Raw genomic sequence first — 22,108 nt, 5'->3', positions numbered from 1 at the left:
CTGCCGGTCGCCAAGCCCGAGCCCTATCCGACCGGGCTCGCGGAGCGGCGTCTCGCCGAACGCCGGGCGGTCAAGGCCCAGCCGGTGTGGAAGCTCGCCTTTGCCGGCAGCGTCGGCAGCCAGGTGATCACTGGCCTCGCCCGGCTGGAGCATCTCAGGCGCGATCCGGAATTCGCGGAACGTCTGGCCGTCTGGCCGTTCGAGACGAGCTTTGCTGACGATCTCGCCGCGCCGATCGTGCTGGCGGAGGTCTATCCCGGCCTGGTGCCGGTCGAGCAGGGCGACAAGTCCTGCCTCGACGAGGCGCAGGTCGAAGCGCTCGCCGACATCTTCGCGCGCTTCGACGCGGAAGGACGCCTCGGCGAAGTCTTGTCGGCACCGGCCGATCTGTCGGAGGCCGAGTCTGCCGCCGTGTTGTCCGAAGAAGGTTGGATAGCTGGGCTGGGACATCGGTTGGTCGAGACCGCCGCCGAAGAGTCCGACCCCTATCTCGCCCCCGGCGCGCGCCTTTCCTACATCCGCAACCCGGCGGCGATCTACGCCGAGAGCTTTCGGCTCATCCGCCAGGAAGCGGACCTGACGCATGTGCCGGAGGCCGGTCATGATCTGGCGATCCGCCTGATCCACGCCTGCGGCATGCCGGACATTCTCTCCAATCTGGTTCTTTCCGAAGGCGCGATCGAGGCAGGGCGCGGGGCGCTCGAAAGCGGCGCGCCGATCTTGTGCGATTCCGAAATGGTGTCGCACGGCATCATCTCCGCCAAGCTGCCGCGCCAGAACAAGATCGTGTGCCGGCTCGGCGACCCGCGCACACGGCGAATCGCCGAGCGCGAGGGCACCACCCGCTCCGCCGCGCAGGTCGATCTGTGGACCGATCTGATGGAAGGGGCCGTGGTCGCGATCGGCAACGCGCCGACCGCGCTCTATCGCCTGCTGGAAAAGCTGGAGGAAGGGGCGCCCCGACCGGCCCTGATCATTGGCCTGCCGGTCGGTTTCGTCGGCGCGGCGGAATCGAAGGCCGAGCTTGCGCGCGACGTCCACGGCGTGCCCTTCGTCACGCTGACGGGGCGTCGCGGCGGCAGCGCCATGGCGGCGGCGGCAGTGAACGCGCTGGCAAGCGGTCTTAACTGACGATGGCGGAGACGGCCCGGCCGTGGCTGACGGTGATCGGTATCGGGGACGACGGCCTGACGACGCTCCCCGACGAAGCGCGCGCGGCGCTCGAGGCCGCAAAAACCGTCTTCGGCGGCGAGCGACATCTGGCGATGCTCGGCGATTCGCCTGCCCGGACCGTCTCTTGGGCCAAGCCTTTCGCGGATTCGGTTGCGGCCTTGAAAGCCGCCGCCGGCACACCGACCGTGGTACTCGCCACCGGGGACCCGATGTGGTTCGGCGTCGGCGCGACCCTGACGCGGCATTTTTCGCCTGAGGAGATGCAGGTCCTCCCGGCACCATCGGCGTTTCAGCTCGCGGCGGCCCGCCTGGTCTGGCCGTTGGCCGACTGCCGGTGCCTGACGGTGCATGGCCGGCCGGTCGAGACCGTCAATCGCTATCTGGCCCCCTCGGCGCGGCTGCTGATCTATGCCGAGGACGGCTCGTCGCCGCAGGCCATCGCGCGGCTCCTGACCGGGCGCGGCTTCGGGCCGAGCCGGGTTATGGTGTTGGAGCATCTGGGCGGCGACCGCGAACGCGTCCGCGAGACCACTGCGGCCGACTTCGATCTCGCCGATATCGCCGATTTGAACACCGTCGCGGTCGAGTGCGTGGCCGGCCGGGCGGCGACGTCGCGATCCCTGATGGCGGGGCTTTCGGACGACGCCTTCATGCATGACGGCAAGATGACCAAGCGGGTGCTGCGGGCGCTCGCCATCGCCGCGCTCGAACCGCTGCCGGGCCAGCGCCTCTGGGACGTCGGCGCGGGGTCTGGCTCGATTTCGATCGAATGGTTGCGTTCCGGCGCCGGAATGTCGGCCGTCGCGATCGAGCCGGTCGCCGAACGCCGGGCGATGATCGCCGAGAACGCCGCCGCGCTGGGCGTGCCGGAACTCGCGATCGTCGCGGGCGAGGCGCCGGCCGCCTTCGCGGAGCTGGCGCCGCCCGACGCGGTGTTCATCGGCGGCGGCCTCACCGATGGCGTGTTCGACGCGGCCTGGGACGCGCTGAAGCCGGGCGGCCGGATGGTCGCCCATGCGGTGACGCTGGAATCGGAAGCGATCCTGATCGCGCTGCATGCCAAGCTGGGCGGAGAATTGATGCGGATCGGGGTCGAGCGGGCCGAAAAGGTCGGTCCCTATCGGGGCTTCAAGCCGGCGATGCCGGTCGTCCACTGGCACGTTACCAAGGGCGATGCGCCATGAGCGCAGCGACCGGCACGCTCTACGGTCTCGGCGTCGGGCCGGGCGACCCGGAACTGATAACGCTGAAGGCTCTGCGCCTGCTCAAGGCGGCACCGGTCGTCGCCTATCCGGCGCCCGATCACGGCACGAGCTTCGCCCGCGCCATCGTCGCGGCGTATCTTTCGGCCGAACAGGAAGAAGTCCCGATCATCGTGCCGATGCGCGTCGAGCGGTTTCCCGCCGCCGCGATCTACGACGCGGCGGCGGAGCGGATCGGCGCACGGCTTGCGGAAGGCCTCGACGTCGCCGTCCTGTGCGAGGGCGACCCGTTCTTCTACGGCTCCTTCATGTATCTCTTCGAGCGCCTTGCTGGCCGTTTCCCCACAGAGGTGGTCCCCGGCGTGTCCTCGGTGATGGCCGCCTCGGCGGCGCTGAAACGGCCGCTCGCGGCCCGCAACGATGTCCTGACCGTGATTCCCGGACCGCTCGACGATGGCGCGCTCAGTGCCCGGATCGAAGCGGCGGAGGCCTTCGCCATCATGAAGCTCGGGCGGCATTTTTCCCGTGTGAAGGCGCTGATCGAGACGCTGGGGCTGCTCGACCGCTGCGCCTATGCCGAACGGGTGTCGCTGCCCGAAGAGCGGCTGCTGCCGCTTCGCGACGTCTCGGGCGAAGCTCCGTATTTTTCGATGATCCTGGGGTATCGCGGCAGTGAGCCGGCGATCCGCGACGCGGACCTTTGCCGGGAGCCCCTCCGATGACCGACAAGACCGCCGCAATCGTCATTCTTTCCGAAGCACCCCGCGCGCTGGCCGAGCGGGTAGCGGACTTGATCGGCGGCGCGGTGCATGGCCCGGCCAGGCGCTGCCCGGACGCCGCAATCGTCTTTGATGAGGCGGGGCCACATCTGCGCGCCCTGTTCCGCGAGGGTCGGCCCATCATTGCAGTAATGGCGACAGGGGCGCTGATCCGCATCCTTGCGCCGCTTATCGCCGACAAGCAGGCGGAGCCACCCGTCGTCGCCCTCGCCGAGGACGGCTCGGTCGCCGTGCCGCTGCTCGGCGGCCATCATGGCGCCAACGACCTGGCCCGCAAGATCGCCGGCGATCTTGGCGGCGTTGCCGCGATCACCACCGCCGGCGACCTGCGCTTCGGTGTCGCGCTCGACGCGCCGCCGCCTGGCTGGCGGATGGAGAATCCCGAAGGCGCCAAACCGGCGATGGCCGATCTCGTCGCCGGCGCCACCGCGCGGCTCGACGGCGAGGCGGAGTGGTTGTCCGGCTCGCGCCTTCCGTTCGCGCCCGACGGCACCGTCCGCCTGACGGTCATGGAAGAAGCGCGCGCGCCCGCCGCCGGCGAACTGCTCTATCGTCCGCAAACGCACATCCTCGGCATTGGCAGCGAACGCGGCGCGCCGACCGAGGAGGCCATCGATCTGGCGGATAGCGTTTTCGCCGAGGCCGGTATCAGCCCGCTATCGCTCGCCGCCGTTGCCTCGATCGATCTCAAGGCCGACGAAGCGGCCATCCACGCCGTCGCCGAGCATTACGGCGTTCCCGCGCGCTTCTTCACCGCTCTGGAGCTTGAAGCCGAAGCCGGGCGCCTGGAAAATCCGTCCGACATCGTCTTCGCCGAGACCGGCTGCCATGGCGTCGCCGAGGGCGCGGCGCTCGCCACCGCTGGCGCCGACGGCCGGCTCGTCGTCGCCAAGCGCAAGAGCCGGCGGGTGACGGCGGCGCTCGGCCGGGCGCCACGGCCCCTCGATCCGGCGCGGATCGGCCGCGCGCGCGGCACGCTGTTCGTCGTCGGCATCGGCCCTGGCGGCGAGGAATGGCGCTCGCCGGAAGTCAGCCGCATGGTCGAGACGGCGAGCGATCTCGTCGGCTATTCGCTCTATCTCGACCTGCTCGGACCGCTGACGAATGGTAAGACGCGGCACGATTTCGACCTCGGTAAGGAAGAGGCGCGGGTGCGTCACGCGATGGAGCTGGCCGGCGAGGGCCGCACCGTCGCGCTCGTCTGTTCCGGCGACGCCGGCATCTACGCCATGGCGACGCTGGTCTTCGAGCTCATCGACAAGGGCGGCGTGTCGGATGCGGCGCGACGGATCGCCATCCAGTGCTCGCCCGGCATCTCCGCCCTGCAAGGGGCCGCCGCCCGCGCCGGCGCGCCGCTCGGCCATGATTTCTGCACCATCTCGCTGTCGGACCTTTTGACGCCCTGGGACGACATCCAGCGGCGGGTGCGCGCGGCCGCGGAAGCCGATTTCGTCATTGCCTTCTACAATCCGGTGTCAAAAAAGCGCCGCACGCAGCTTGCCTTCGCCCGCGACGAACTGTTGAAGCATCGCGCCGCCGCAACGCCCGTGATCCTGGCGACCAATCTCGGGCGTGAGGGCGAACGGGTTCGCTTCGTGCCGCTCGCCGAGCTCGACATCGACGATGTCGACATGCTGACCGTGGTCATCGTCGGCTCGTCTGAGACGCGGCTGGTGACCACCGGTAACGGGCGCGAATGGGCCTATACGCCGCGCGGCTATGCGGGAAAGGCCGGAACGGGGATGCAGATCGATGCGGCTTGATGTGAATTCAAGCATATGTCAGAAATAGCATCATGAAGGCGCGGCTACTCGATCGCCGCAAGGAGACCTTGCGGAGCGGCGCCATCGTTGAAATCACCATCTGGCGCCTGCCGGCGCCCACATCCGAGCGGCCGCATGGACTTAAATATTCGCTCTTCTACGGACGGCCGAACGAACGGATCATCGGTTACGACAATGAACGCGGTAAGGGTGATCACCGACACTATCGAGGTCGTGAAGAACCTTACGTTTTCATCGATATCGCGACACTGCTTTTGGATTTCCAGCGAGACATCGAGAAGGAGCTGAAACATGGATGAAGTCATCATCAAGGTTTCGTCTCTCGATGAGTTCTTCGACGAGGCAAGGTCCGCCGCTCGCCGCATTGACGCTGGCGATTTCACGCCGTCGCCTGCCGCTCACCTCGGATTCGAGGATGCCGAAACGCTGCTAAAGGCTTTGACGCCCAACCGGTGGACTCTGCTCCGCACCCTTCGAAAAGGCGGACCGACGTCGATCCGTGCTCTGTCCCGACTGCTCGGGCGTGACTATCGCGGGGTCCATTCCGACGTCCCGGCGCTTCTCGAGCTTGGCTTGATCGATCGGGACGACAAGGGCCTGATCCGCGTTCCCTGGTCGAAAATTACGGCCGAACTATCCATCGAAGAGGCTGCATGACCGTCCACTTTATCGGCGCAGGACCCGGCGCGCCGGACCTAATCACCGTTCGCGGCCTGCGGCTGATCGAGGCTTGCCCGGTCTGCCTCTATGCCGGCTCGCTGGTGCCGGAGGAGGTCGTCAAGGCGGCGCCCGAGGGCGCGCGGGTGCTCGATACCGCCCCGATGACGCTCGACGAGATCATTGCGGAGATGCGGGCGGCCCACGACGCCGGCAAGGACGTCGCGCGGGTGCATTCCGGCGATCCGTCGCTCTACGGCGCGATCGCCGAGCAGATGCGCCGGCTGGATGCGCTCGCCATCCCTTACGACGTGACGCCGGGCGTGCCGGCCTTCGCCGCCGCCGCGGCAGCGCTGCAGAAAGAACTGACGGTCCCGGAGATCTGCCAGACGGTGATCCTCACCCGCACCGCGATGAAATCGTCGAAGATGCCGGAAGGCGAGGAACTGTCGACCCTCGGCCAGAGCGGCGCGACGCTGGCGATCCATCTGTCGGTGCGCAACATTCCGCATATCCAGCGCGAGCTCGTGCCGCTGCCGGCCTATGGCGCGGACTGTCCGGCGGTCATCGCCTACCGGGTCGGCTGGCCGGATGAGGCCTTCATCCATGGCACGCTCGGCGACATTCACAAAAAGGCGCGCGCGGCGAAGCTGACGCGCACTGCGCTGATCTTCGTCGGCCGGGCGCTGGGCGCCGAGGATTTCATCGATTCCAAGCTTTACGACGCCGGCCACGTCCATGTGCTGCGGCCGAAGCGCAAGACGCTCGCCTCGTGATCTAGGCGGAGAGGGGTATGCCGAGGAGGGTCAGCACTTCGTTGATGGAACCGGCGACCGGCGGCGGAGCGCTGGGCGGCCGCGCGATCATGATCACCGGCAGGCCGAGCCGTCGCGCGGCTTCGACCTTGGCGTATGAGGCCGCGCCGCCGGAATTGCGGCAGACGAGATGGGTGACGCCGAGCCGCTGGAGCAATTCCGCCTCCTCGTCGGCGTCCGGCGAAGGCCGGCCCAGCACGATCTCGGCCGGAAATGGCAGCGGCGGCTCCGGCGGATCGATCATCCGCACCACGAGGTCGAGATCGGACCGGCGCGCGAAGGGCGTCAGATGCTGCCGGCCCAGCGCCAGAAGCGGCCGCGCCTTTGCCGGCAAAGCATCGCAGGCGTCGCCGAGGCAGGCGACGCGGGTCCAGCGGTCGCCGGCTTGCGGCTCCCAGGCGGGACGGACCAGCGCGACACGCGGAACGTCCGCGACTTCGGCCGCCCGCGCCGCGTTGCGCGAGATGCCGGCGGCGAAGGGATGCGTCGCGTCGACGAGATGGGTGATACCTTCCTGGGCGAGAAACGCCGCGAGACCATCCGCACCGCCAAAGCCTCCAACGCGAACCGCGCAGCCGTCGGGGAGCATCGGCGTCGCGGTTCGGCCGGCGAGCGACAGCACGATCCTTGCAGCCGGTCGCATGATGCGAATCCGGCTAACCAGCTGGTTGGCCTCGGCGGTGCCGCCGAGGATGAGGATGGTCTCAGTCGGTGCGGGCAAGGACCGTGCCCTCCCGATCGACCACGATGATATGCGGCGTAACCGGCGCGTCGCGCAGGATACCGGTGGCGCTTTGCCGCGCGCGCTCGGCGATGGCGGCGGACAAGTCGATCCCCTCGTCGGCGCAAAGCTCAAGCGCCGCCTTGGCGGTGTTGGCGGCAAGGATCCTTGGACGCAGCGTCTCGGCCTTATCCGGCGAAAGATCCCCCGCGATGTCGGCGAGAAAGGCAAAATCCACCTGGCTGCGGCCGGAGTGAAGGTCCATCGCGCCCTGCGCCAGTTTGGTCAGCTTGGCGAAGCCGCCGGCGATGGTCACCCGATCGACCGGATGGGCGCGCAGATATTTGAGCAGGCCGCCGGCGAAGTCGCCCATGTCCAGCCAGGCCATGTCGGACAGCTCCGGATAAAGCACCCGCGCGGCATCCTCGCTGGCCGACCCGGTGGCGCCGACCACATGGGTGAGTCCGGCCGCGCGCGCCACGTCGACACCGCTATGGATCGAATGGATCCAGGCCGAGCAGGAGAACGGGTGGACGATGCCGGTAGTGCCGAGGATCGACAGCCCGCCAAGGATGCCGAGGCGGGGGTTCCAGGTCTGCCGCGCCAGCGCCTCGCCATCGGTGACGGAAATTTCGACGGCGACGTCGGCCGCGCGGCCGTGATGGGTGCAGAGGTCTTCGACCACGGCCTCGATCATGCGGCGCGGCACCGGGTTGATCGCCGGCTCGCCGGGTGGAATCGGCAGCCCGGCGCGGGTCACCGTGCCGACGCCGGGGCCGGCCGAAAAGACGATGCCGGAACCCTGCGCGCCGAAATGGACAGTCGCGACGATCTCGGCGAGATGCGTCACGTCCGGATCGTCGCCCGCGTCCTTGACGATCGCCGCCATCGCCCGGCCGGCTTCAAGCCCCGTCCGATTGAGCGCGAAGGCCGGCATCTCGCCCTTCGGCAGGACGATCTCCACCGGATCGGGAAACTCCCCGGTCAAGAGCGCGGAAAGCGCCGCCTTGGTCGCGGCGGTGGCGCAGGCGCCCGTCGTCCAGCCGCGGCGCAATTCGCCGGCCGGCTTGCCGTCGCCGCGTCCTTCCGCCCTGTCGTCGCCGAGATTGAAACCCATGCCCGGCTTATAGGCGTCGCCCGTCGTGACGGGAAGCCGGAGGCCCGACGATGATGGGGCTCATGATCGCGGCGCCGCATTCGGGCGCCGGCAAGACGACGGTGACGCTGGGGCTGCTGCGCGCGCTGCGGCGCTCGGGCGTCACTGTCGGCTCGGCGAAGGCCGGTCCCGACTATATCGACCCGGCGTTCCACGCTGCGGCGAGCGGCGGCCCTTGCGTCAATCTCGATCCCTGGGCAATGCGCCCGGCATTGATCGCCAGCCTTGCCGACGAGGCACGTCAGCAAGGCGAGGCCTTCGTCGTCGAGGCGATGATGGGGCTGTTCGATGGCGCGGCGGACGGCAGCGGCTCGGCCGCAGATCTGGCGGCGATGCTGGATCTCAAGATCGTCCTCGTCGTCGACTGCGCCAAACAGTCCCATTCGGTCGCCGCGCTCGTCCGGGGTTTTGCGACCCATCGCGCCGACCTCGCGATCGCCGGCCTCGTCCTCAACCGCGTCGGGTCCGACCGGCATGAAAGCCTGTTGCGCGAGGCGCTGGTGCCGTTGGCCATTCCGGTTCTCGGCGTGCTTCCACGCCAGCCCGATCTCGCGCTGCCGGAGCGCCATCTGGGGCTCGTCCAGGCCGGCGAGCACGGCGACCTCGACGCCTTTGTCGAGCGCGCGGCGGACTGGATCACGCAAGGCTGCGACCTGTTTGCGCTGGCGGCGCTCGCCGGCACAGGCCCGGAAGCGGCGGTGGCCGCTCCCCGGGCCCTCGCCGCGCCACTCGCCCCGCTCGGCCAGACGATCGCCGTGGCGCGGGACGAGGCCTTCGCCTTTGCCTATCCGCATCTTCTTGCCGGCTGGCGCGAGGCCGGCGCCGCGCTATCGTTCTTCTCGCCGCTCGCCGACGAGGCCCCAGACCCGGCGGCCGACGCGATCTATCTGCCGGGCGGCTATCCGGAGCTCCATGCCGGGCGTCTTGCGGCGGCCTCCGTTTTCCTGGCAGGGACACGAGCGGCGGCGGAGCGCGGTGTGGCGATCTACGGCGAGTGCGGCGGCTATATGGTGCTCGGCGAGACCCTCACCGACGCCGACGGCACGCCTCATCCGATGCTCGGCCTGCTGCCGTTAGAAACGAGCTTCGCCCGGCGCAAGCTGCATCTCGGCTATCGCAGGCTTGAGCCGGTCGATGGCGCGCCTTGGGCTGGTCCGTTGCGGGCGCATGAGTTCCACTATGCGTCGATCGTAGCCGAAGGGCCGGGTGAGGCGCTGTTTCGGGCGACGGACGCGCGCGGCCTCGATCTCGGCCGTCACGGCCTTCGCCGGGGCCGTGTCAGCGGCTCCTTTCTCCACGTCATCGACAGGGAATCCTGATGCGGCCGGACGCCACCACCCTTCGCCATGGCGGCGCCCTCGATGCCGCGATCGCCCGTCATGGCGGCCGTCGCGAGGACTGGCTGGATTTGTCCACCGGCATCAATCCGGTCGCGGCGGAGCTGCCGGATTTTCCGCCCGAAGCATTCTCACGCTTGCCGGAATCCAGCCTGGAGCGGGCGGCGCTCGACGCGGCGCGCCGGGCTTATGGCGCGCCAGCCGATGCCGGAATCGTCGCCGCGCCGGGCTCGCAAGCGCTGATCTCGCTGCTGCCGTTCCTCCTGCCGCCGACCGAGGTCGCGATCGTCGAGCCGACTTATGCCGAGCATCGGGGCGCTTTCGCCGCGGCGGGGCATGAGGTGGCGGGGATCGACCGGTCGGACGACATCATAGCCGACACCGTGACTGTCGCCGTCGTCGTCAATCCGAACAACCCGGACGGGCGGGTTTTCTCGCGAGCGGAGTTGTTCGAGCTTCACGAGCGAATGGCGGCGCGCGGCGGTCTCCTCGTGGTCGACGAAGCCTTCATGGACGCGACGCCCGACATGAGTCTGGCCTCGGAAGCCGGCCGGCCTGGCCTTTTGATCCATCGCTCCTTCGGCAAGTTCTTCGGCCTCGCCGGGCTTCGCCTCGGCTTCGCGCTGACCACGCCGGACCTTGCCGGGCGATTGTCAGAGCGGCTCGGGTCGTGGGCGGTGTCCGGGCCCGCTCTGGTTTGCGCCGAGGCGCTGCTCGGCGACGGTCATGCGATCCGGGCCACTCGCCAGCGTATTCGCCGGCAAGCCGAAATGCTTTTCGAGGCGGTGCTGAACCGTCGGACGCCGCTGGTCGGGCGAACCGCCCTGTTCGCGACGATCCGCCACGAACGGGCCGGCGCGCTGTTCGAAGCGCTCTGCCGTCGGCGCATCCTGACGCGGCCCTTCGCCGAGCGGCCCGACTGGCTGCGGATCGGCAATCCGGCCGGCCCCGACGATGCCGCGCGGCTGCGGGCGGCTCTGACGGAAGCGCTCGACGAGATCGGCGGCGAAGGATGATGTCGCGCTTTGCGATCCTGTTTCTGGGGACGGCCGTCGACCGCCTTGTCGGCGACCCGGATTGGCTCTGGCGTCGGGTGCCGCATCCGGTGGTGCTGTTCGGGTGGGTGATCGACCGGCTCGACCAGATCCTCAACCGGCCAAGGCTCGAGGAATCGGCGCGGTGGCGCAACGGCGTCATCGCCGCCGGCTTGCTCGTCGGCGGTGCTTTGCTCGCGGGCCTTCTCTTGTCGACGGTCTTCGCCAGCTTGGGTCTTTTGGGCGGGCTGTTCGAGGCACTCGTGCTCGCCGTTTTCCTGGCTCAAAAAAGCCTCGTCGATCATGTCCGCGCAGTCGAACGCGCGCTCGGCGAAAAGGGTTTGGAATCAGGGCGCCGCGCCGTCGCGATGATCGTCGGCCGCGATCCTGAAGCGCTGGATGAGGCCGGGATCTGCCGTGCGGCGATCGAGAGCCTGGCGGAAAATGCCTCCGACGGCGTCGTCGCACCGTTTCTCTGGTATTTGGTTCTGGGGCTTCCGGGCCTGCTTGCCTACAAGGCCATCAACACCGCAGATTCGATGATCGGCCATCTGAACGACCGTTATCGCGCCTTCGGTTGGGCGTCCGCGAAGCTCGACGATGGGATGAACTGGCCGGCGGCCCGGCTGACGGCGCTGCTGATCGCGCTGGCTGCGGGAATCCACCACCGACGCATGGCGGAAGTCCGCGCCGCCCTGGCCACCGCGCGACGCGATGCGCCTTTGCATCGCTCGCCCAATGCCGGTTGGCCGGAGGCGGCAATAGCCGCCGCCCTCGGCCTGTCGCTCGGCGGCCCGCGCCGCTACGGCAATCTCGAAGTCGAGGCGCCGATGCTCAATCCGGCGGGCCGGCGCTGGGCGGGGCCGGCCGACATCGCCGCTGCGATCGGAGTGTTCCGGACCGCCGCGAATCTGCTTTTGGCGTTCGCCGCGCTGCTGTTCCTCGCGGTGGCGCTATAGACCGGCGGCGCTCACCCGCTGCCCAGCGCAAGGCCAAGCAGCGCGGCGATTTCCACGAGCTGCTGCGAAGCGCCAAGGCAGTCGCCGGTCTGGCCACCGAGCCGGCGCTCGATGAAGCCGCGAAACCATAACAGCACCAGCCCACCGAGGAGAAAACCGGCGAACGTCGGGCCAAAGCCGACGGCGAGGATGCCGGCGACGAGAAAGAGGCCATCGCCGATCAACAGGGCAGCGCGGCCGTTTCTCCGGTCCGGCCGGCCCATCCGATCCGCGGTGCCGCCGACCGAGGCCGAGGGCAGCGACGCCCACAGCCAAGCCATTGCGCCGCGGCTTGCCGCCGCGACACCGAGCAGGGCGAGCGCCGCTCCGGCGGGACCGGCTTCGACCAGTTCGGCCAGAAGCGCGATCCGCAGCGCGACCGACAGGACGAGGGCGAGAGCGCCATAGCTGCCGACCCGGCTGTCCTTCATGATCGCCAGCGCGCGCTCCCGCTCATGGTGGCCGCCGAGTCCGTCGGCGGCATCGCCGAGCCCGTCCTCGTGCAGCGCGCCGGTGACGAAGACCATCGCCGCGACCGCCAGCGACGCGACCACGAGCGCCGACAGGCCGACCGCCGGCCCGAGAAACAGAATCAGCGCCGCCGGGAGCGCCGCGATCAGCCCGGCCAGCGGAAATGCATGGACGTCCTCGCCGAGTGGATGCGTGCCGGTAAAGGCGCGGCGTGCCGGCGGAAGCCGGGTCAGAAAGGCCAGCGATCGCATCGTAGAAGCGGTGAATTCCCTCATTGCGGACTTGCTCCTTGCGCGTCGCTGCGCCATGCCCGCTACAGCCAATTCGTAACGGCGCCGCCGACATTCCGTCGTCGCTCGCCGGAGCAAACCCCGAGGAGCGAGCGATGTCCACAACCGGGCTGCCTTTCGACGATATTCGTGATCTCGTCCGCCGGATGCCCGGTCCCGACGAGGCAGCGGTCCGGGTGAAACGCGAGCGCGAAGGGCAATTGACCAAGCCGGCGGGCGCGCTCGGCAGGCTCGAGGATATCTCGGAATGGCTCGCCGCCTGGCAAGGCCGTCAGCCGGCGGTGCGCCGGCCGCTGGTCGCGGTCTTTGCCGGCAACCACGGCGTGACCAGGCAAGGGGTCTCGCCCTTTCCGGCCGAGGTGACGGCGCAGATGGTCGCGAATTTCGCCGCCGGCGGAGCGGCCATCAACCAGATTTGCGCCGCCTACGACCTCGGCCTCAAGGTCTTCGATCTCGCCCTCGAACTGCCGACCGAGGACATCACGGAAGCCGCGGCGATGGACGAGCGGACGTGTGCGGCCACCATGGCCTTCGGAATGGAGGTGCTGGCCGGCGAGCCCGATCTTCTGTGCATCGGCGAGATGGGCATCGGCAACACCACTATCGCCGCGGCGATCTTCGCGGCGCTGTTCGGCGGGGACCCGAGCGACTGGACCGGCCCCGGCGCCGGCCATGACGCGACCGGTGTCGATAAAAAGGCGCGGGTCGTCGCCGCGGCGCTGGAGCATCACAAGGGGCATCTCGCCGACCCGCTGGAGGTGCTGCGGCGTCTCGGCGGGCGCGAGATCGCCGCGATGGCCGGCGCGATTCTGGCCGCGCGCATGCAAAAGGTGCCAGTCATCGTCGACGGCTTCGTCTCGACCGCCGCCGCGGCGATCCTTTACGCCATGGACCCCAAGGCCCTCGACCATTGCCTGTTTGGCCATGTATCGGCCGAGCCGGGCCATATTCGCGCGGTGGAAGCGATGGGCAAGGTGCCGCTCCTGGCCCTCGGCATGCGGCTCGGCGAAGGCACCGGCGCGGCGATCGCTGCCGGCATCGTCAAGGCGGCGGCGGAATGTCATTCCGGCATGGCGACCTTCGGTGAGGCGGCCGTCTCCAACCGGGAGTGACGCCGGCGCCCCGCCGCGCGTGGCGGAACGAGAATCCAATAAAACCGGCCTGCGTGGGAAAACCATCCCCGCACGCTGGCCCGAACGCATTCCCGTAGCCTGAATAGATCGCGTCTCCCGCATATGTTCTGGGAGCACGCAATTCGGGATACACTGCGATGGACTTCGTCCCCTTGATCGATCTGATCGGCGAGAATCAGACCGCCCTCGCCGGCGGCGCCGTGATCGGCGCCTTGTTCGGCTTCTTCATGCAGCGCAGCGCGTTCTGCACGCGCTCGGCGGTTCTCGATCTAACCCGCAGACGCGACCTCGCCGCGCTGGCAACCTGGACGGCTGGCTTCGCGGCTGCGGTGCTCGGCGTCCAGATCCTTTTGACGCTCGATGTCGTGAACGTCGTCGAGACCCGCTTCTTCGCCACCGCCCAAAGCCTGTCCGGCGCCATCATCGGCGGCGTCTTGTTCGGCATCGGCATGATCCTGGCGCGCGGCTGCGTGTCGCGATTGCTGGTCTTGTCGGCCACGGGCAATCTGCGGGCGCTCTATTCGTCGGTCGTCATCGCCATTGTCGGTCTCGCCACCTACAGCGGCGTTCTGGTGCCGCTGCGCGACAGCGCCGGCGGGCTGTGGAGCACGGCGGCGATCGGCGGCAACGATGTCCTTGCCCATCTGGGCCTGGGGCAGGCAGCCGGGGTGATCATCGGCGTAACCTTGGCGGCTGCCGCGGTCGGCCTCGCTCTGGCGTCGCGGGCGTCCATCTGGCGCCTGGCGGGCGGCGTCGGCGTCGGCGCGACGATCGTCGCCGGCTGGTATTTCACCTACATGCTCTCGCAGCAGGTGTTCGAGCCGATCCAGGCCGAAAGCCTCTCGTTCATCCGGCCGCTGGCCACTACCGCGGCGCTGGCTACCGACGCGGACGCGTTCGCCGGTCTGGATCAGGGCGTTCTCGCCGGCGCGCTGTTCGGCGCCTTGATCGCGGCGCTGTTGTTTCGGCAGTTTCGCATCCAGACATTCTCCGAGCCGGGCACGCCCTCGATTTTGCGCTACACCGTCGGCTCCGTACTGATGGGTTTCGGCGGCATCCTCGCGGTCGGCTGCACCATTGGCGCGGGCTTTACCGGCGGCGCTGTCCTGGCGGTATCGGCGCTTCTGGCACTGCTTTCGATGGTCGGCGGCGCGGCGCTCGCCGACCAGTTCGTCGATCGCCCGCGCGAGGCCCGCGATTTTGCGCCTGAAGAAGCCGAAGCGGTTCCGGCGGAATAGCGGTTCGCGGTCGTCAGCCGGGTATCAGCGTACAACCATGACCGACGTCTTGGCATGGGCGGCGATATAGCCGGCGTTGGATGCGAAGATGTGCTCGGGGAGCCCCGGCACATGCGAGGCGACGACCACCAGATCGGCGCCGCTTGCCTCCACGGCTCTCAACAGCGTTCGATCCAGATCAACGGTCGGGTCATGGCTGACATAGGTCGCCGTCGTCTCCTGCGGCAGGCTGTACTTCTCGGCTTGCGCTTTGCCGAAGGCTTCGAGCTTTCTGGTGTATTCCTCGGGCGTATGCGCGACCGAGCCCGGCCCAGACGTCGTCACGCCCACATAGTGGACCGCGCTGCCATAGAGTTGCGCAAGATCGGCGGCGATCATCAACGCCTTTTCCAGTCGGTCCGTATGACCCAAATCGACCGGGACCATGATTTTCTTGAACATGGCGACCTCCTTTTCATCGGCGATGTCTGTTCATGTCTTTGTACCGGCTGGGCGGGCGGGCCGTCTTGATGTCGATCAATGACGTTTCCAGCGAATGGTCGCATTCGCTGCGCATCGATACTATCAGGAGCCGAACCGCCGAAGCCTCGCTCTGGAGGCGGGAAAGATCAGCAGGACGGAGAGCTCTCACTCCCATGAAGACACGCGACGACCTCATCCACCACCTTGCCGGACTCGGAATTCAGACAAAGACGGTCGAGCATCCGCCGCTTCATTCCGTGGAAGAGAGCCAGGCGCTACGCGGCACGATCCCCGGCGGTCACACCAAGAACCTGTTTCTCAAGGACAAGAAGGGGCGGATCTTTCTGGTCGTGGCGGAGGAGACCCGCGCCGTCGATCTGAAGGGGCTGCACAAGCGGATCGGCGCATCCGGGCGGCTGTCCTTTGCCAGCGGCGACCAGATGCGCGCGCTGCTCGGCGTCGAGCCGGGCTCGGTCACCGCGTTCGGCGTCATCAACGATACCGGGGGCCAGGTCCGTGTTGTGCTTGATGAAGGGCTCCTGGCGCACGATATGGTGAACTGCCATCCGATGACGAATGCGGCGACGACGACCATCGCCACATCGGCGCTGATGGCGTTTTTCCAATCCACCGGGCACGAGCCGCTCGTCATCGGCCTCGAAGCACCGGCAGACGACGACGGGCAGGCGGCATGAGCGACAATCCCTACGGTAATTCCTTCAGCGGTTACGGCGCGCAGACGAGCGGGCCGGCAGGCCAGACGGTGGGCAATGCCCAGCCGCAGGCGCCTGCTGCGCCGGCCTCGCCGGGTCTGGAAGGTTTTGCGGATTTGGGCGGTGGCGCCGCGCAAGCCGATCTGGTCAAGGACACAACGACCGCGAACTTCTCGGCCGACGTGATCCAGGAGTCGCGGCGCCAACCCGTGATCGTCGATTTCTGGGCCCCTTGGTGCGGCCCCTGCAAGCAATTGACCCCGATCATCGAGCGGGCGGTGAAGGCGGCCGGCGGTAAGGTCAAGCTGGTCAAGATGAACATCGACGACCATCCCGCCATCGCCGGCCAGCTGGGGGTCCAGTCGATCCCGGCGGTGTTTGCCTTCGTCGACGGCCAGCCGGTCGACGGCTTCATGGGCGCGCTGCCGGAGAGCGAGGTCAAGGCTTTCATCGACCGCCTGCCGAAGGGCAAGGGCGGCGGCGCGGACGATCCGGTCGCCCAGGCGCTCGAACAGGCCAGGCAACTGCTCGCCGACGGTGACGCGGGCGGAGCCGCGCAGCTCTTCGGCGCGGTTCTCCAGCACGAGCCCAATCACGCCGCCGCGACCGCGGGATTGGGCGAATGCTATCTGGCGGCCGGCGACACGGCGCGGGCAAAGGCCTTGGTCGATGGATATGCGGCCGAGGATGCCGGCAAGCCTGAGGATCCAGCGCTCGCTGCCATCCGCACCAAGCTGAAGCTTGCCGAGGAGATTTCGGAACTGGGCGATCCGGTGGCGCTGCAGGCCCGGATCGAGTGCGACCCGGACGATCACCAGGCCCGCTACGATCTGGCGCTGATTGCCCAGGCAAAGGGCGAGCGGGCGACGGCCGCCGGACATCTCCTGGAGATCATCGGCCGCGATCGTACCTTCGAGGATGACGCCGCGCGCAAAAAGCTTCTCGAATTCTTCGAGGCCTGGGGGCCGACCGATCCGGCGACGAAGGAGGCCCGGCGCAAGCTGTCCTCGCTGCTCTTCACCTGATCGTCCAGGCGGGCGCGGAAGGGGCGATAAGCCCGCGCCGCGGCCGCCTTCTAGCCGGTTCGGCCGCTGCTTGTTGCCGCATCCCTTGAGATCGCGTGTTCGCGTTCCAAATTCGGTCTCGGCAACGGAGACATGGTTTGGTTCACGCCGGAAATTTCAACTATCGGAACGCATCGGACCTCCCGAGCGTCGTCCCGCTCTTTCCTCTGGCGGGCGCGCTGCTCCTGCCGGGCGGGCAGCTGCCGCTCAACGTTTTCGAGCCGCGCTACCTGCAGATGGTCGACGACGCCATGGCCGGGGGGCGGATCATTGGCATGATCCAGCCGGCGCTCGACGGGCGGCGCCGAAGCGATGGCGAGCCGGAGTTTTGCAAGGTCGGCTGCCTCGGCCGGATCACATCGCTCAATGAGTCCGGCGACGGGCGCTACATCATCAGTCTGCACGGTGTCGTGCGATTCCGGGTGCTGGAGGAGTTATCCGATCGGGCGCCGTATCGCTCGTGCCGGGCGGCGGCCTTTCTCGGTGATCTCGATCTGGGGCAGGGAGCCGGCGAGGTCGATCGCGACTCGTTGCTGGGCACCTTCAAGCAATATCTGGAGGCCAATCAGCTCGAGGCGGATTGGGAAAGCGTCACCCGCGCCTCCAACGAGACCTTGGTCAACGCGCTCTGCATGATGTCGCCCTACGGCGCGGCCGAGAAACAGGCGCTGCTCGAGGCCCCCGACCTGAAGACGCGGGCCGAGACTCTGGTCGCCATCACCGAGATCGCCTTGGCGCGCGATGGCGGCGACGACGGCTCCTCGCACACGCTGCAATAGGGCGGTACGGTCACCGCGCGTTTGCCGGAGCCGACGACCGCGAAGTGAAAGACGGAACAGATGAACCAACGGCGCGAAATGGGACGGCCCGATCCGAAGCTGCTCGAGCTTCTGGTGTGTCCCCTGACCAAGACGTCCCTCGTCTACGATCGCGAGAACAACGAACTCGTGTCGAAGGCGGCGAAGCTCGCCTATCCGGTTCGCGAAGGCATCCCGATCATGCTCCCCTCCGAGGCGAGAGAGCTCGACTGAGATGGACAGCCCGGTGTCAAAGAAAGAAGGCCGGGCATCGCGCCCGGCCCTCCGATTTCATCGTGATCTATTGCGCCGCCGCGTCGGGCTGGGCATCGGCATTCGAAAGAACCTCGCTCTGCGCCAGCTGAAGGGCGCGGATGCAGCCATCGTCGTCGTTCGCCGCTTGCGCATTCTCGGCGGCGGCGACGTACCCCTTCGCCGTTTCGGTATCGATCCCCGATTGTTCGGCCTGGTCGACCAACGCCCGGATCTGAGGCAGCGTCTCGGCGCAGCTTGACGCCATCGGCATCTCGCCCTCTGCCGGGGTTTCTGTCTGAGCCGCGGCGATATGAACGCCGAGCATCAGGGTCGCGGCTGTCAGTAGCAGTGCTTTCATCGGAACTCTCCATCTTTCCGAGGGGCGGCGGGACACCGTTTTTGGCGCTCCGTCGATGGAGAGAGGCTCTCGCTGCTTCGTGGTCTGTTCACGTTCGCGCGATGATCATTGGAAGGTGATTTCGGACAAGCCGGCCAAGCCATCGCCACGTTGTCCTGACGATTGCGGCCGGCCGCCGGCGGTCAACCCAAGATGCCGACCGTCAGGGTCAGGCACGCGACGAGGGATAACGCCAGGAGAACAAGCTCGGTCAGCGGCAAGCGCCCGCGCCACGGTGCCCGGAGCCGCGGCGCCCATGGCTTTGGCTGCTTGTCGGTCAAATGCCCGCGCCGTCGCCCACCGTCGCGACGCCTTTCTCGGCAGCCGGATGGCGTTGATGGGCGCCGAAGGCAACCCGCAGCAATGGCCGCAGGGCGAAGTCGAGCAGTGCCAGGACAGCCGCCAGTACCGGGGCAAGCTCGAACAAAAACCCGAGAAAGCCGACGAGGATCGCTGCCGCTGCCCGGAACCGCACCACCGACCAGCGATGGGCTGGGCTTGTCGTCTCGCCGAGCCAAAGTGCCTTGAGAGTGTCCAGCGTCGAGCCCGGCTTCGCCGAGGATTGCGACGGCTGTTTGTCGTCCTTGACCGTCCGCACGACGCCGAGCGCCATCGTCTCGTTGGTCAACGGGTCGATCAGGATGAAGGAGCCAAGTTCGCGGCTGGCCGCGTAAGTCGTCGCGACCAAGGGACGGTCGAAGGCGATCGTCACGCGGCCGATCTCGTTCATCAACAGGACGTTCGCCGACTTCGGCTCGAACGAATGGATGTCGATCGCGGCCTCGAGGGCCCGCACGCTCGCCGGCGTCGAAGCGGTGCCGAGTTTGGCGACAAGCCGTCCGCCGGGCAGCAGTGGCCGGTCGACCATCCAGAGAATCTCGGCGGTGACGGATTTCACCGCCGCCAGCGAATCGTCCGGCCTTGCCAGGACATCGCCGCGCGAAACGTCGACTTCGTCGGTGAGGGTCAAGGTGACGGCCTCGCCGGCCGCGGCCGACAGCACCTCGCCGTCGGGATCCCAGACGGCTTTCACACGGGTTTCGCGCCGGCCCGGCAGGACGACGACCGGGTCGCCGGCCGCGATGCTGCCGCTGGCGATGGTGCCGGCGAAGCCCCGGAAATCGAGATCGGGCCGGTTGACCCACTGCACCGGCATCCGGAACGGCGCCGATCCGGTGTCGAAGGTCTCCGGCGTGACGGATTCCAGCCGCTCAAGCAGCGTCTCGCCCCGGTACCACGGCATGTTGGGCGAGCGCCCCGCGATGTTGTCGCCATTCTTCGCCGACACGGGCACGAAGGAGACGTCGGTGAAGCCGAGCGCCGGCAGGATCGCCTCATAGTCGCGCTTGATCGCCTGGTACCGGTCCTCGGCGAAGTCGACGAGATCCATCTTGTTGATGGCGATGACGACGCTCTTGATGCCGACCAGCGAAGTGATGAAGGAATGGCGCCGCGTCTGCGGCAGGATGCCCTTGCGCGCGTCGACGAGGATCACCGCGAGTTCGGCCTGGCTGGCGCCGGTCGCCATGTTGCGGGTGTATTGCTCGTGGCCGGGCGTGTCCGCGATGATGAAGGCGCGGTGGCCGGTGGAAAAATACCGGTAGGCGACGTCGATGGTGATGCCCTGTTCGCGCTCGGCGGACAGCCCGTCGACGAGCAGCGCGAAATCGAGATCCTCGCCGGTCGTGCCGAATTTCTTCGAATCGCGTTGCAACGCCTCGAGCTGGTCGTCGAAGACGGCGTTGGTCTCGTAGAGCAGCCGGCCGATCAGCGTCGACTTGCCGTCGTCGACCGAGCCGCAGGTGATGAAGCGTAAGAGCGAGGCGGCCGGTACCGCCAACGGCCGCGCGCCGGCCTGTGGATCGACGAGAGCGAGCTTCGCAGGACGAGGAACCGCATCGGTATCCTCGGCGGCGGGGCGCTGTTGCAGGATGCTGGTCATGTCAGAAATAGCCTTCCTGCTTCTTTTCTTCCATCGAGGCGCCGGAATCCTGGTCGATGACCCGGCCCTGGCGCTCCGAGGTGCGCGATCCGCGCATTTCGGCGATGATGTCGGCAAGCGTCGCTGCCTCCGACGCCACCGCTCCGGTCAGCGGGTAGCAGCCGAGCGTGCGGAAGCGGACCATCATGGTCTCGATCGTCTCGCCGGGCTTCAGCGCCATCCGCTCGTCGTCGCGCATGATCAGCGCGCCGTCCCGTCTCACGATGGGTCGGGGGGCGGCGAAATACAGCGGTACGACGGGGATGTTTTCCAGCGCGATGTAGTCCCACACATCCTGCTCGGTCCAATTCGACAGTGGGAAGACGCGGAAGCTCTCGCCCTTCTTCTTGCGGGTGTTGAACAGCCGCCAGGGCTCCGGTCGCTGGTTCTTGGCGTCCCAGCGATGCTCGGCCGAGCGCAGCGAGAAGATCCGCTCCTTGGCACGGCTCTTCTCCTCGTCGCGGCGCGCGCCGCCAAAGGCCGCGTCGAAGCGGTATTTGTCGAGCGCCTGCTTCAAGCCTTCCGTCTTCATCACGTCGGTATGGACGCGGCTGCCTGAATCGAACGGGTTGATGCCGGCGCGCACGCCCTCCTGGTTGATATGGACGATGAGGTCGAGTCCGAGATCCTTGGCGCGGCGGTCGCGGAATTCGATCATCTCGCGGAACTTCCAGGTCGTATCGACATGCAGGAGCGGGAAGGGCGGCTTGCCGGGCGCGAAGGCCTTCATGGCGAGATGGAGCATCACCGCCGAATCCTTGCCGACCGAATACAGCATCACCGGATTTTCGGCCGTCGCGGCGACCTCGCGCAGGATGAAGATCGACTCGGCTTCGAGCCGCTGCAGATGGGTCAGCTGTTTCATTGCGGCAGTCTCTCGAAGGCTGCGTCCGCGCTGGCGGGACGATGGGCGTCGTTGCGGACGGGGCGGCCAGCGTCATCGACATGCAGGCCGCATTCGCGCTTGGTCTCTTCCTCCCACCACCAGCGGCCGGCCCGTTCCGGCTCGCCTGGGCGGATCGCGCGGGTGCAGGGGGCGCAGCCGATCGACAGGAAGTTCTTCGCGTGCAGCGCGTTGACCGGAACGCCCTGTTCGGCCGTGAACGCCACGATCGCGTCGCGGGTCCAGTCGAAGATCGGGTTGGCCTTGATCAGACCGCGGGCGCCGTCGAAGGAGACGAAGTCCATATCCGAGCGGTTGGCCGACTGGTCGCGGCGAAGGCCCGTGACCCAGCCGGCGGCGCCGGCAAGCGCGCGCGCCAGCGGCTCGACCTTGCGCACGCCGCAGCAGTTCTTGCGGAATTCCGGCGCGTAGTAGAATCCATCAATGCCCTGGTCGTTCACCAGCGCCTCGAGCGCGTCGGCTTGCGGGTACAGCGCCTTGATGCGGCGGCCGTATTTCTCCTCGGTCTCGCGCCAGAGCGCGTAGGTCTCGGGAAACAGCCGGCCGGTGTCGAGCGTTTTCACCAGTATCGGCAGGTCACTCGAAAAGATCAGATGGGTGATCATCTGGTCCTCGATGCCAAGGCTCGTCGTGAACACCACCGGTCCGCCGGCGCGATCCACCAGCGCCTGCAGGCGCTCGAGCGGGGTCAGCGCCGCGAAGCTGATATTCAGCTCCCCCGCGAGATGTCTACGCTCCGCGCACATG

At 67.8% G+C, this 22,108-nt stretch carries 24 protein-coding genes; 16 read left to right on the top strand and 8 right to left on the bottom strand.

Annotation, left to right across the window (positions count from 1 at the left end; translation table 11 throughout):
• Positions 1-453 precede the first annotated feature (453 nt).
• Genes VQ044_RS04435 through cobM form a run of 7 tightly spaced genes read left to right on the top strand, consistent with a single transcriptional unit; the run spans position 454 to position 6,371 of the window.
• On the top strand, positions 454-1,131 hold the full coding sequence (locus VQ044_RS04435) for a precorrin-8X methylmutase (protein ID WP_327645506.1): 678 nt from the start codon (positions 454-456) through the stop codon (positions 1,129-1,131).
• Positions 1,132-1,133: 2 nt separating this feature from the next.
• Positions 1,134-2,357, top strand: a complete 1,224-nt coding sequence (gene cbiE, locus VQ044_RS04430; protein WP_327645491.1) for a precorrin-6y C5,15-methyltransferase (decarboxylating) subunit CbiE — start codon at positions 1,134-1,136, stop codon at positions 2,355-2,357.
• The gene (cobI, locus tag VQ044_RS04425) at positions 2,354-3,097 is read left to right on the top strand and encodes a precorrin-2 C(20)-methyltransferase (protein ID WP_331827634.1); all 744 of its coding nucleotides are present in this window, start codon (positions 2,354-2,356) and stop codon (positions 3,095-3,097) included. Before cbiE ends, cobI begins: the two co-directional genes overlap by 4 nt.
• A complete protein-coding gene (gene cobJ, locus VQ044_RS04420; protein WP_327645490.1) occupies positions 3,094-4,917 on the top strand; it encodes a precorrin-3B C(17)-methyltransferase in 1,824 nt (607 codons plus the stop codon). The genes cobI and cobJ overlap by 4 nt, the downstream gene beginning before the upstream one ends.
• Positions 4,918-4,949: 32 nt before the next feature.
• The gene (locus VQ044_RS04415) at positions 4,950-5,237 is read left to right on the top strand and encodes a toxin-antitoxin system TumE family protein (protein WP_327645488.1); all 288 of its coding nucleotides are present in this window, start codon (positions 4,950-4,952) and stop codon (positions 5,235-5,237) included.
• On the top strand, positions 5,230-5,595 hold the full coding sequence (locus tag VQ044_RS04410) for an HVO_A0114 family putative DNA-binding protein (RefSeq protein ID WP_327645486.1): 366 nt from the start codon (positions 5,230-5,232) through the stop codon (positions 5,593-5,595). The genes VQ044_RS04415 and VQ044_RS04410 overlap by 8 nt, the downstream gene beginning before the upstream one ends.
• Complete coding sequence (gene cobM / locus VQ044_RS04405) at positions 5,592-6,371, top strand: precorrin-4 C(11)-methyltransferase (RefSeq protein WP_327645485.1); 780 nt, start codon at positions 5,592-5,594, stop codon at positions 6,369-6,371. The genes VQ044_RS04410 and cobM overlap by 4 nt, the downstream gene beginning before the upstream one ends.
• Before the next feature lies 1 nt (position 6,372).
• Here the strand turns inward: cobM and VQ044_RS04400 are convergent, their stop codons facing one another.
• Together VQ044_RS04400 and VQ044_RS04395 are read right to left on the bottom strand one after the other, a co-directional pair.
• The gene (locus tag VQ044_RS04400) at positions 6,373-7,131 is read right to left on the bottom strand and encodes a cobalt-precorrin-6A reductase (RefSeq protein WP_327645484.1); all 759 of its coding nucleotides are present in this window, start codon (positions 7,129-7,131) and stop codon (positions 6,373-6,375) included.
• Positions 7,115-8,248, bottom strand: coding sequence for a cobalt-precorrin-5B (C(1))-methyltransferase (locus tag VQ044_RS04395; protein WP_327645482.1), 1,134 nt, complete (start codon positions 8,246-8,248; stop codon positions 7,115-7,117). The genes VQ044_RS04400 and VQ044_RS04395 overlap by 17 nt, the downstream gene beginning before the upstream one ends.
• A gap of 50 nt (positions 8,249-8,298) precedes the next feature.
• Here VQ044_RS04395 and VQ044_RS04390 point away from each other — a divergent pair, with 50 nt between their 5' ends.
• Genes VQ044_RS04390 through cbiB form a run of 3 tightly spaced genes read left to right on the top strand, consistent with a single transcriptional unit; the run spans position 8,299 to position 11,617 of the window.
• Positions 8,299-9,606 (top strand): cobyrinate a,c-diamide synthase, encoded by a 1,308-nt coding sequence (locus VQ044_RS04390; RefSeq protein ID WP_327645481.1) that lies wholly within the window; start codon positions 8,299-8,301, stop codon positions 9,604-9,606.
• Positions 9,606-10,640: a threonine-phosphate decarboxylase CobD gene (gene cobD / locus VQ044_RS04385; protein WP_327645480.1), complete on the top strand. Its 1,035-nt coding sequence runs from the start codon at positions 9,606-9,608 to the stop codon at positions 10,638-10,640. The genes VQ044_RS04390 and cobD overlap by 1 nt, the downstream gene beginning before the upstream one ends.
• Positions 10,637-11,617 (top strand): adenosylcobinamide-phosphate synthase CbiB, encoded by a 981-nt coding sequence (gene cbiB, locus VQ044_RS04380; protein ID WP_327645478.1) that lies wholly within the window; start codon positions 10,637-10,639, stop codon positions 11,615-11,617. The genes cobD and cbiB overlap by 4 nt, the downstream gene beginning before the upstream one ends.
• Before the next feature lie 11 nt (positions 11,618-11,628).
• Here cbiB and VQ044_RS04375 read toward each other — a convergent pair whose 3' ends face one another.
• Positions 11,629-12,402: an adenosylcobinamide-GDP ribazoletransferase gene (locus tag VQ044_RS04375; RefSeq protein WP_327645477.1), complete on the bottom strand. Its 774-nt coding sequence runs from the start codon at positions 12,400-12,402 to the stop codon at positions 11,629-11,631.
• Between the two features lie 110 nt (positions 12,403-12,512).
• On the opposite strand from VQ044_RS04375, the gene cobT reads away from it, so the two are divergent.
• Together cobT and VQ044_RS04365 are read left to right on the top strand one after the other, a co-directional pair.
• The gene (cobT, locus tag VQ044_RS04370) at positions 12,513-13,529 is read left to right on the top strand and encodes a nicotinate-nucleotide--dimethylbenzimidazole phosphoribosyltransferase (RefSeq protein ID WP_327645476.1); all 1,017 of its coding nucleotides are present in this window, start codon (positions 12,513-12,515) and stop codon (positions 13,527-13,529) included.
• A gap of 158 nt (positions 13,530-13,687) precedes the next feature.
• On the top strand, positions 13,688-14,788 hold the full coding sequence (locus VQ044_RS04365; RefSeq protein WP_327645475.1) for a YeeE/YedE thiosulfate transporter family protein: 1,101 nt from the start codon (positions 13,688-13,690) through the stop codon (positions 14,786-14,788).
• Between the two features lie 24 nt (positions 14,789-14,812).
• Here the strand turns inward: VQ044_RS04365 and VQ044_RS04360 are convergent, their stop codons facing one another.
• The gene (locus VQ044_RS04360) at positions 14,813-15,229 is read right to left on the bottom strand and encodes a universal stress protein (protein WP_327645474.1); all 417 of its coding nucleotides are present in this window, start codon (positions 15,227-15,229) and stop codon (positions 14,813-14,815) included.
• Between the two features lie 194 nt (positions 15,230-15,423).
• On the opposite strand from VQ044_RS04360, the gene VQ044_RS04355 reads away from it, so the two are divergent.
• The 4 genes from VQ044_RS04355 to VQ044_RS04340 all read left to right on the top strand — a co-directional run bounded on the left by VQ044_RS04355 (position 15,424) and on the right by VQ044_RS04340 (position 18,058).
• Positions 15,424-15,945, top strand: coding sequence for a prolyl-tRNA synthetase associated domain-containing protein (locus VQ044_RS04355; RefSeq protein ID WP_327645473.1), 522 nt, complete (start codon positions 15,424-15,426; stop codon positions 15,943-15,945).
• The gene (gene trxA / locus VQ044_RS04350; RefSeq protein ID WP_327645472.1) at positions 15,942-16,988 is read left to right on the top strand and encodes a thioredoxin; all 1,047 of its coding nucleotides are present in this window, start codon (positions 15,942-15,944) and stop codon (positions 16,986-16,988) included. The genes VQ044_RS04355 and trxA overlap by 4 nt, the downstream gene beginning before the upstream one ends.
• Positions 16,989-17,125: 137 nt before the next feature.
• The gene (locus VQ044_RS04345) at positions 17,126-17,806 is read left to right on the top strand and encodes an LON peptidase substrate-binding domain-containing protein (protein ID WP_327645471.1); all 681 of its coding nucleotides are present in this window, start codon (positions 17,126-17,128) and stop codon (positions 17,804-17,806) included.
• A gap of 60 nt (positions 17,807-17,866) precedes the next feature.
• Complete coding sequence (locus tag VQ044_RS04340; protein ID WP_206454625.1) at positions 17,867-18,058, top strand: Trm112 family protein; 192 nt, start codon at positions 17,867-17,869, stop codon at positions 18,056-18,058.
• 67 nt (positions 18,059-18,125) lie between these two features.
• On the opposite strand, the gene VQ044_RS04335 is transcribed toward VQ044_RS04340, so the two are convergent.
• The 4 genes from VQ044_RS04335 to VQ044_RS04320 all read right to left on the bottom strand — a co-directional run bounded on the left by VQ044_RS04335 (position 18,126) and on the right by VQ044_RS04320 (position 22,107).
• On the bottom strand, positions 18,126-18,437 hold the full coding sequence (locus VQ044_RS04335) for a hypothetical protein (RefSeq protein WP_327645470.1): 312 nt from the start codon (positions 18,435-18,437) through the stop codon (positions 18,126-18,128).
• Positions 18,438-18,753: 316 nt separating this feature from the next.
• Positions 18,754-20,418, bottom strand: a complete 1,665-nt coding sequence (gene cysN / locus VQ044_RS04330; RefSeq protein ID WP_327645469.1) for a sulfate adenylyltransferase subunit CysN — start codon at positions 20,416-20,418, stop codon at positions 18,754-18,756.
• A gap of 1 nt (position 20,419) precedes the next feature.
• Positions 20,420-21,322 (bottom strand): sulfate adenylyltransferase subunit CysD, encoded by a 903-nt coding sequence (gene cysD / locus VQ044_RS04325; RefSeq protein ID WP_327645468.1) that lies wholly within the window; start codon positions 21,320-21,322, stop codon positions 20,420-20,422.
• Positions 21,319-22,107: a phosphoadenylyl-sulfate reductase gene (locus VQ044_RS04320; protein ID WP_327645467.1), complete on the bottom strand. Its 789-nt coding sequence runs from the start codon at positions 22,105-22,107 to the stop codon at positions 21,319-21,321. The genes cysD and VQ044_RS04320 overlap by 4 nt, the downstream gene beginning before the upstream one ends.
• Position 22,108: the final 1 nt, after the last annotated feature.

Source organism: Aurantimonas sp. C2-5-R2 (assembly GCF_036549495.1).
Lineage (GTDB): Bacteria > Pseudomonadota > Alphaproteobacteria > Rhizobiales > Rhizobiaceae > Aurantimonas > Aurantimonas coralicida_A.
This window is presented reverse-complemented; position numbering and strand designations above follow the sequence as displayed.

Coding starts and splice junctions, on each gene's coding strand:
- cobI (WP_331827634.1), top strand. CDS start 2,354: ATGAGCGCAGCGACCGGCACGCTCTACGGTCTCGGCGTCGGGCCGGGC.
- cysD (WP_327645468.1), bottom strand. CDS start 21,322: ATGAAACAGCTGACCCATCTGCAGCGGCTCGAAGCCGAGTCGATCTTC.
- VQ044_RS04415 (WP_327645488.1), top strand. CDS start 4,950: ATGAAGGCGCGGCTACTCGATCGCCGCAAGGAGACCTTGCGGAGCGGC.
- VQ044_RS04390 (WP_327645481.1), top strand. CDS start 8,299: ATGATGGGGCTCATGATCGCGGCGCCGCATTCGGGCGCCGGCAAGACG.
- trxA (WP_327645472.1), top strand. CDS start 15,942: ATGAGCGACAATCCCTACGGTAATTCCTTCAGCGGTTACGGCGCGCAG.
- cobJ (WP_327645490.1), top strand. CDS start 3,094: ATGACCGACAAGACCGCCGCAATCGTCATTCTTTCCGAAGCACCCCGC.
- VQ044_RS04410 (WP_327645486.1), top strand. CDS start 5,230: ATGGATGAAGTCATCATCAAGGTTTCGTCTCTCGATGAGTTCTTCGAC.
- cobD (WP_327645480.1), top strand. CDS start 9,606: ATGCGGCCGGACGCCACCACCCTTCGCCATGGCGGCGCCCTCGATGCC.
- VQ044_RS04320 (WP_327645467.1), bottom strand. CDS start 22,107: ATGTGCGCGGAGCGTAGACATCTCGCGGGGGAGCTGAATATCAGCTTC.
- VQ044_RS04395 (WP_327645482.1), bottom strand. CDS start 8,248: ATGGGTTTCAATCTCGGCGACGACAGGGCGGAAGGACGCGGCGACGGC.
- cbiE (WP_327645491.1), top strand. CDS start 1,134: ATGGCGGAGACGGCCCGGCCGTGGCTGACGGTGATCGGTATCGGGGAC.
- VQ044_RS04360 (WP_327645474.1), bottom strand. CDS start 15,229: ATGTTCAAGAAAATCATGGTCCCGGTCGATTTGGGTCATACGGACCGA.
- cobT (WP_327645476.1), top strand. CDS start 12,513: ATGTCCACAACCGGGCTGCCTTTCGACGATATTCGTGATCTCGTCCGC.
- VQ044_RS04375 (WP_327645477.1), bottom strand. CDS start 12,402: ATGAGGGAATTCACCGCTTCTACGATGCGATCGCTGGCCTTTCTGACC.
- VQ044_RS04335 (WP_327645470.1), bottom strand. CDS start 18,437: ATGAAAGCACTGCTACTGACAGCCGCGACCCTGATGCTCGGCGTTCAT.
- cysN (WP_327645469.1), bottom strand. CDS start 20,418: ATGACCAGCATCCTGCAACAGCGCCCCGCCGCCGAGGATACCGATGCG.
- VQ044_RS04340 (WP_206454625.1), top strand. CDS start 17,867: ATGAACCAACGGCGCGAAATGGGACGGCCCGATCCGAAGCTGCTCGAG.
- cobM (WP_327645485.1), top strand. CDS start 5,592: ATGACCGTCCACTTTATCGGCGCAGGACCCGGCGCGCCGGACCTAATC.
- VQ044_RS04355 (WP_327645473.1), top strand. CDS start 15,424: ATGAAGACACGCGACGACCTCATCCACCACCTTGCCGGACTCGGAATT.
- VQ044_RS04365 (WP_327645475.1), top strand. CDS start 13,688: ATGGACTTCGTCCCCTTGATCGATCTGATCGGCGAGAATCAGACCGCC.
- cbiB (WP_327645478.1), top strand. CDS start 10,637: ATGATGTCGCGCTTTGCGATCCTGTTTCTGGGGACGGCCGTCGACCGC.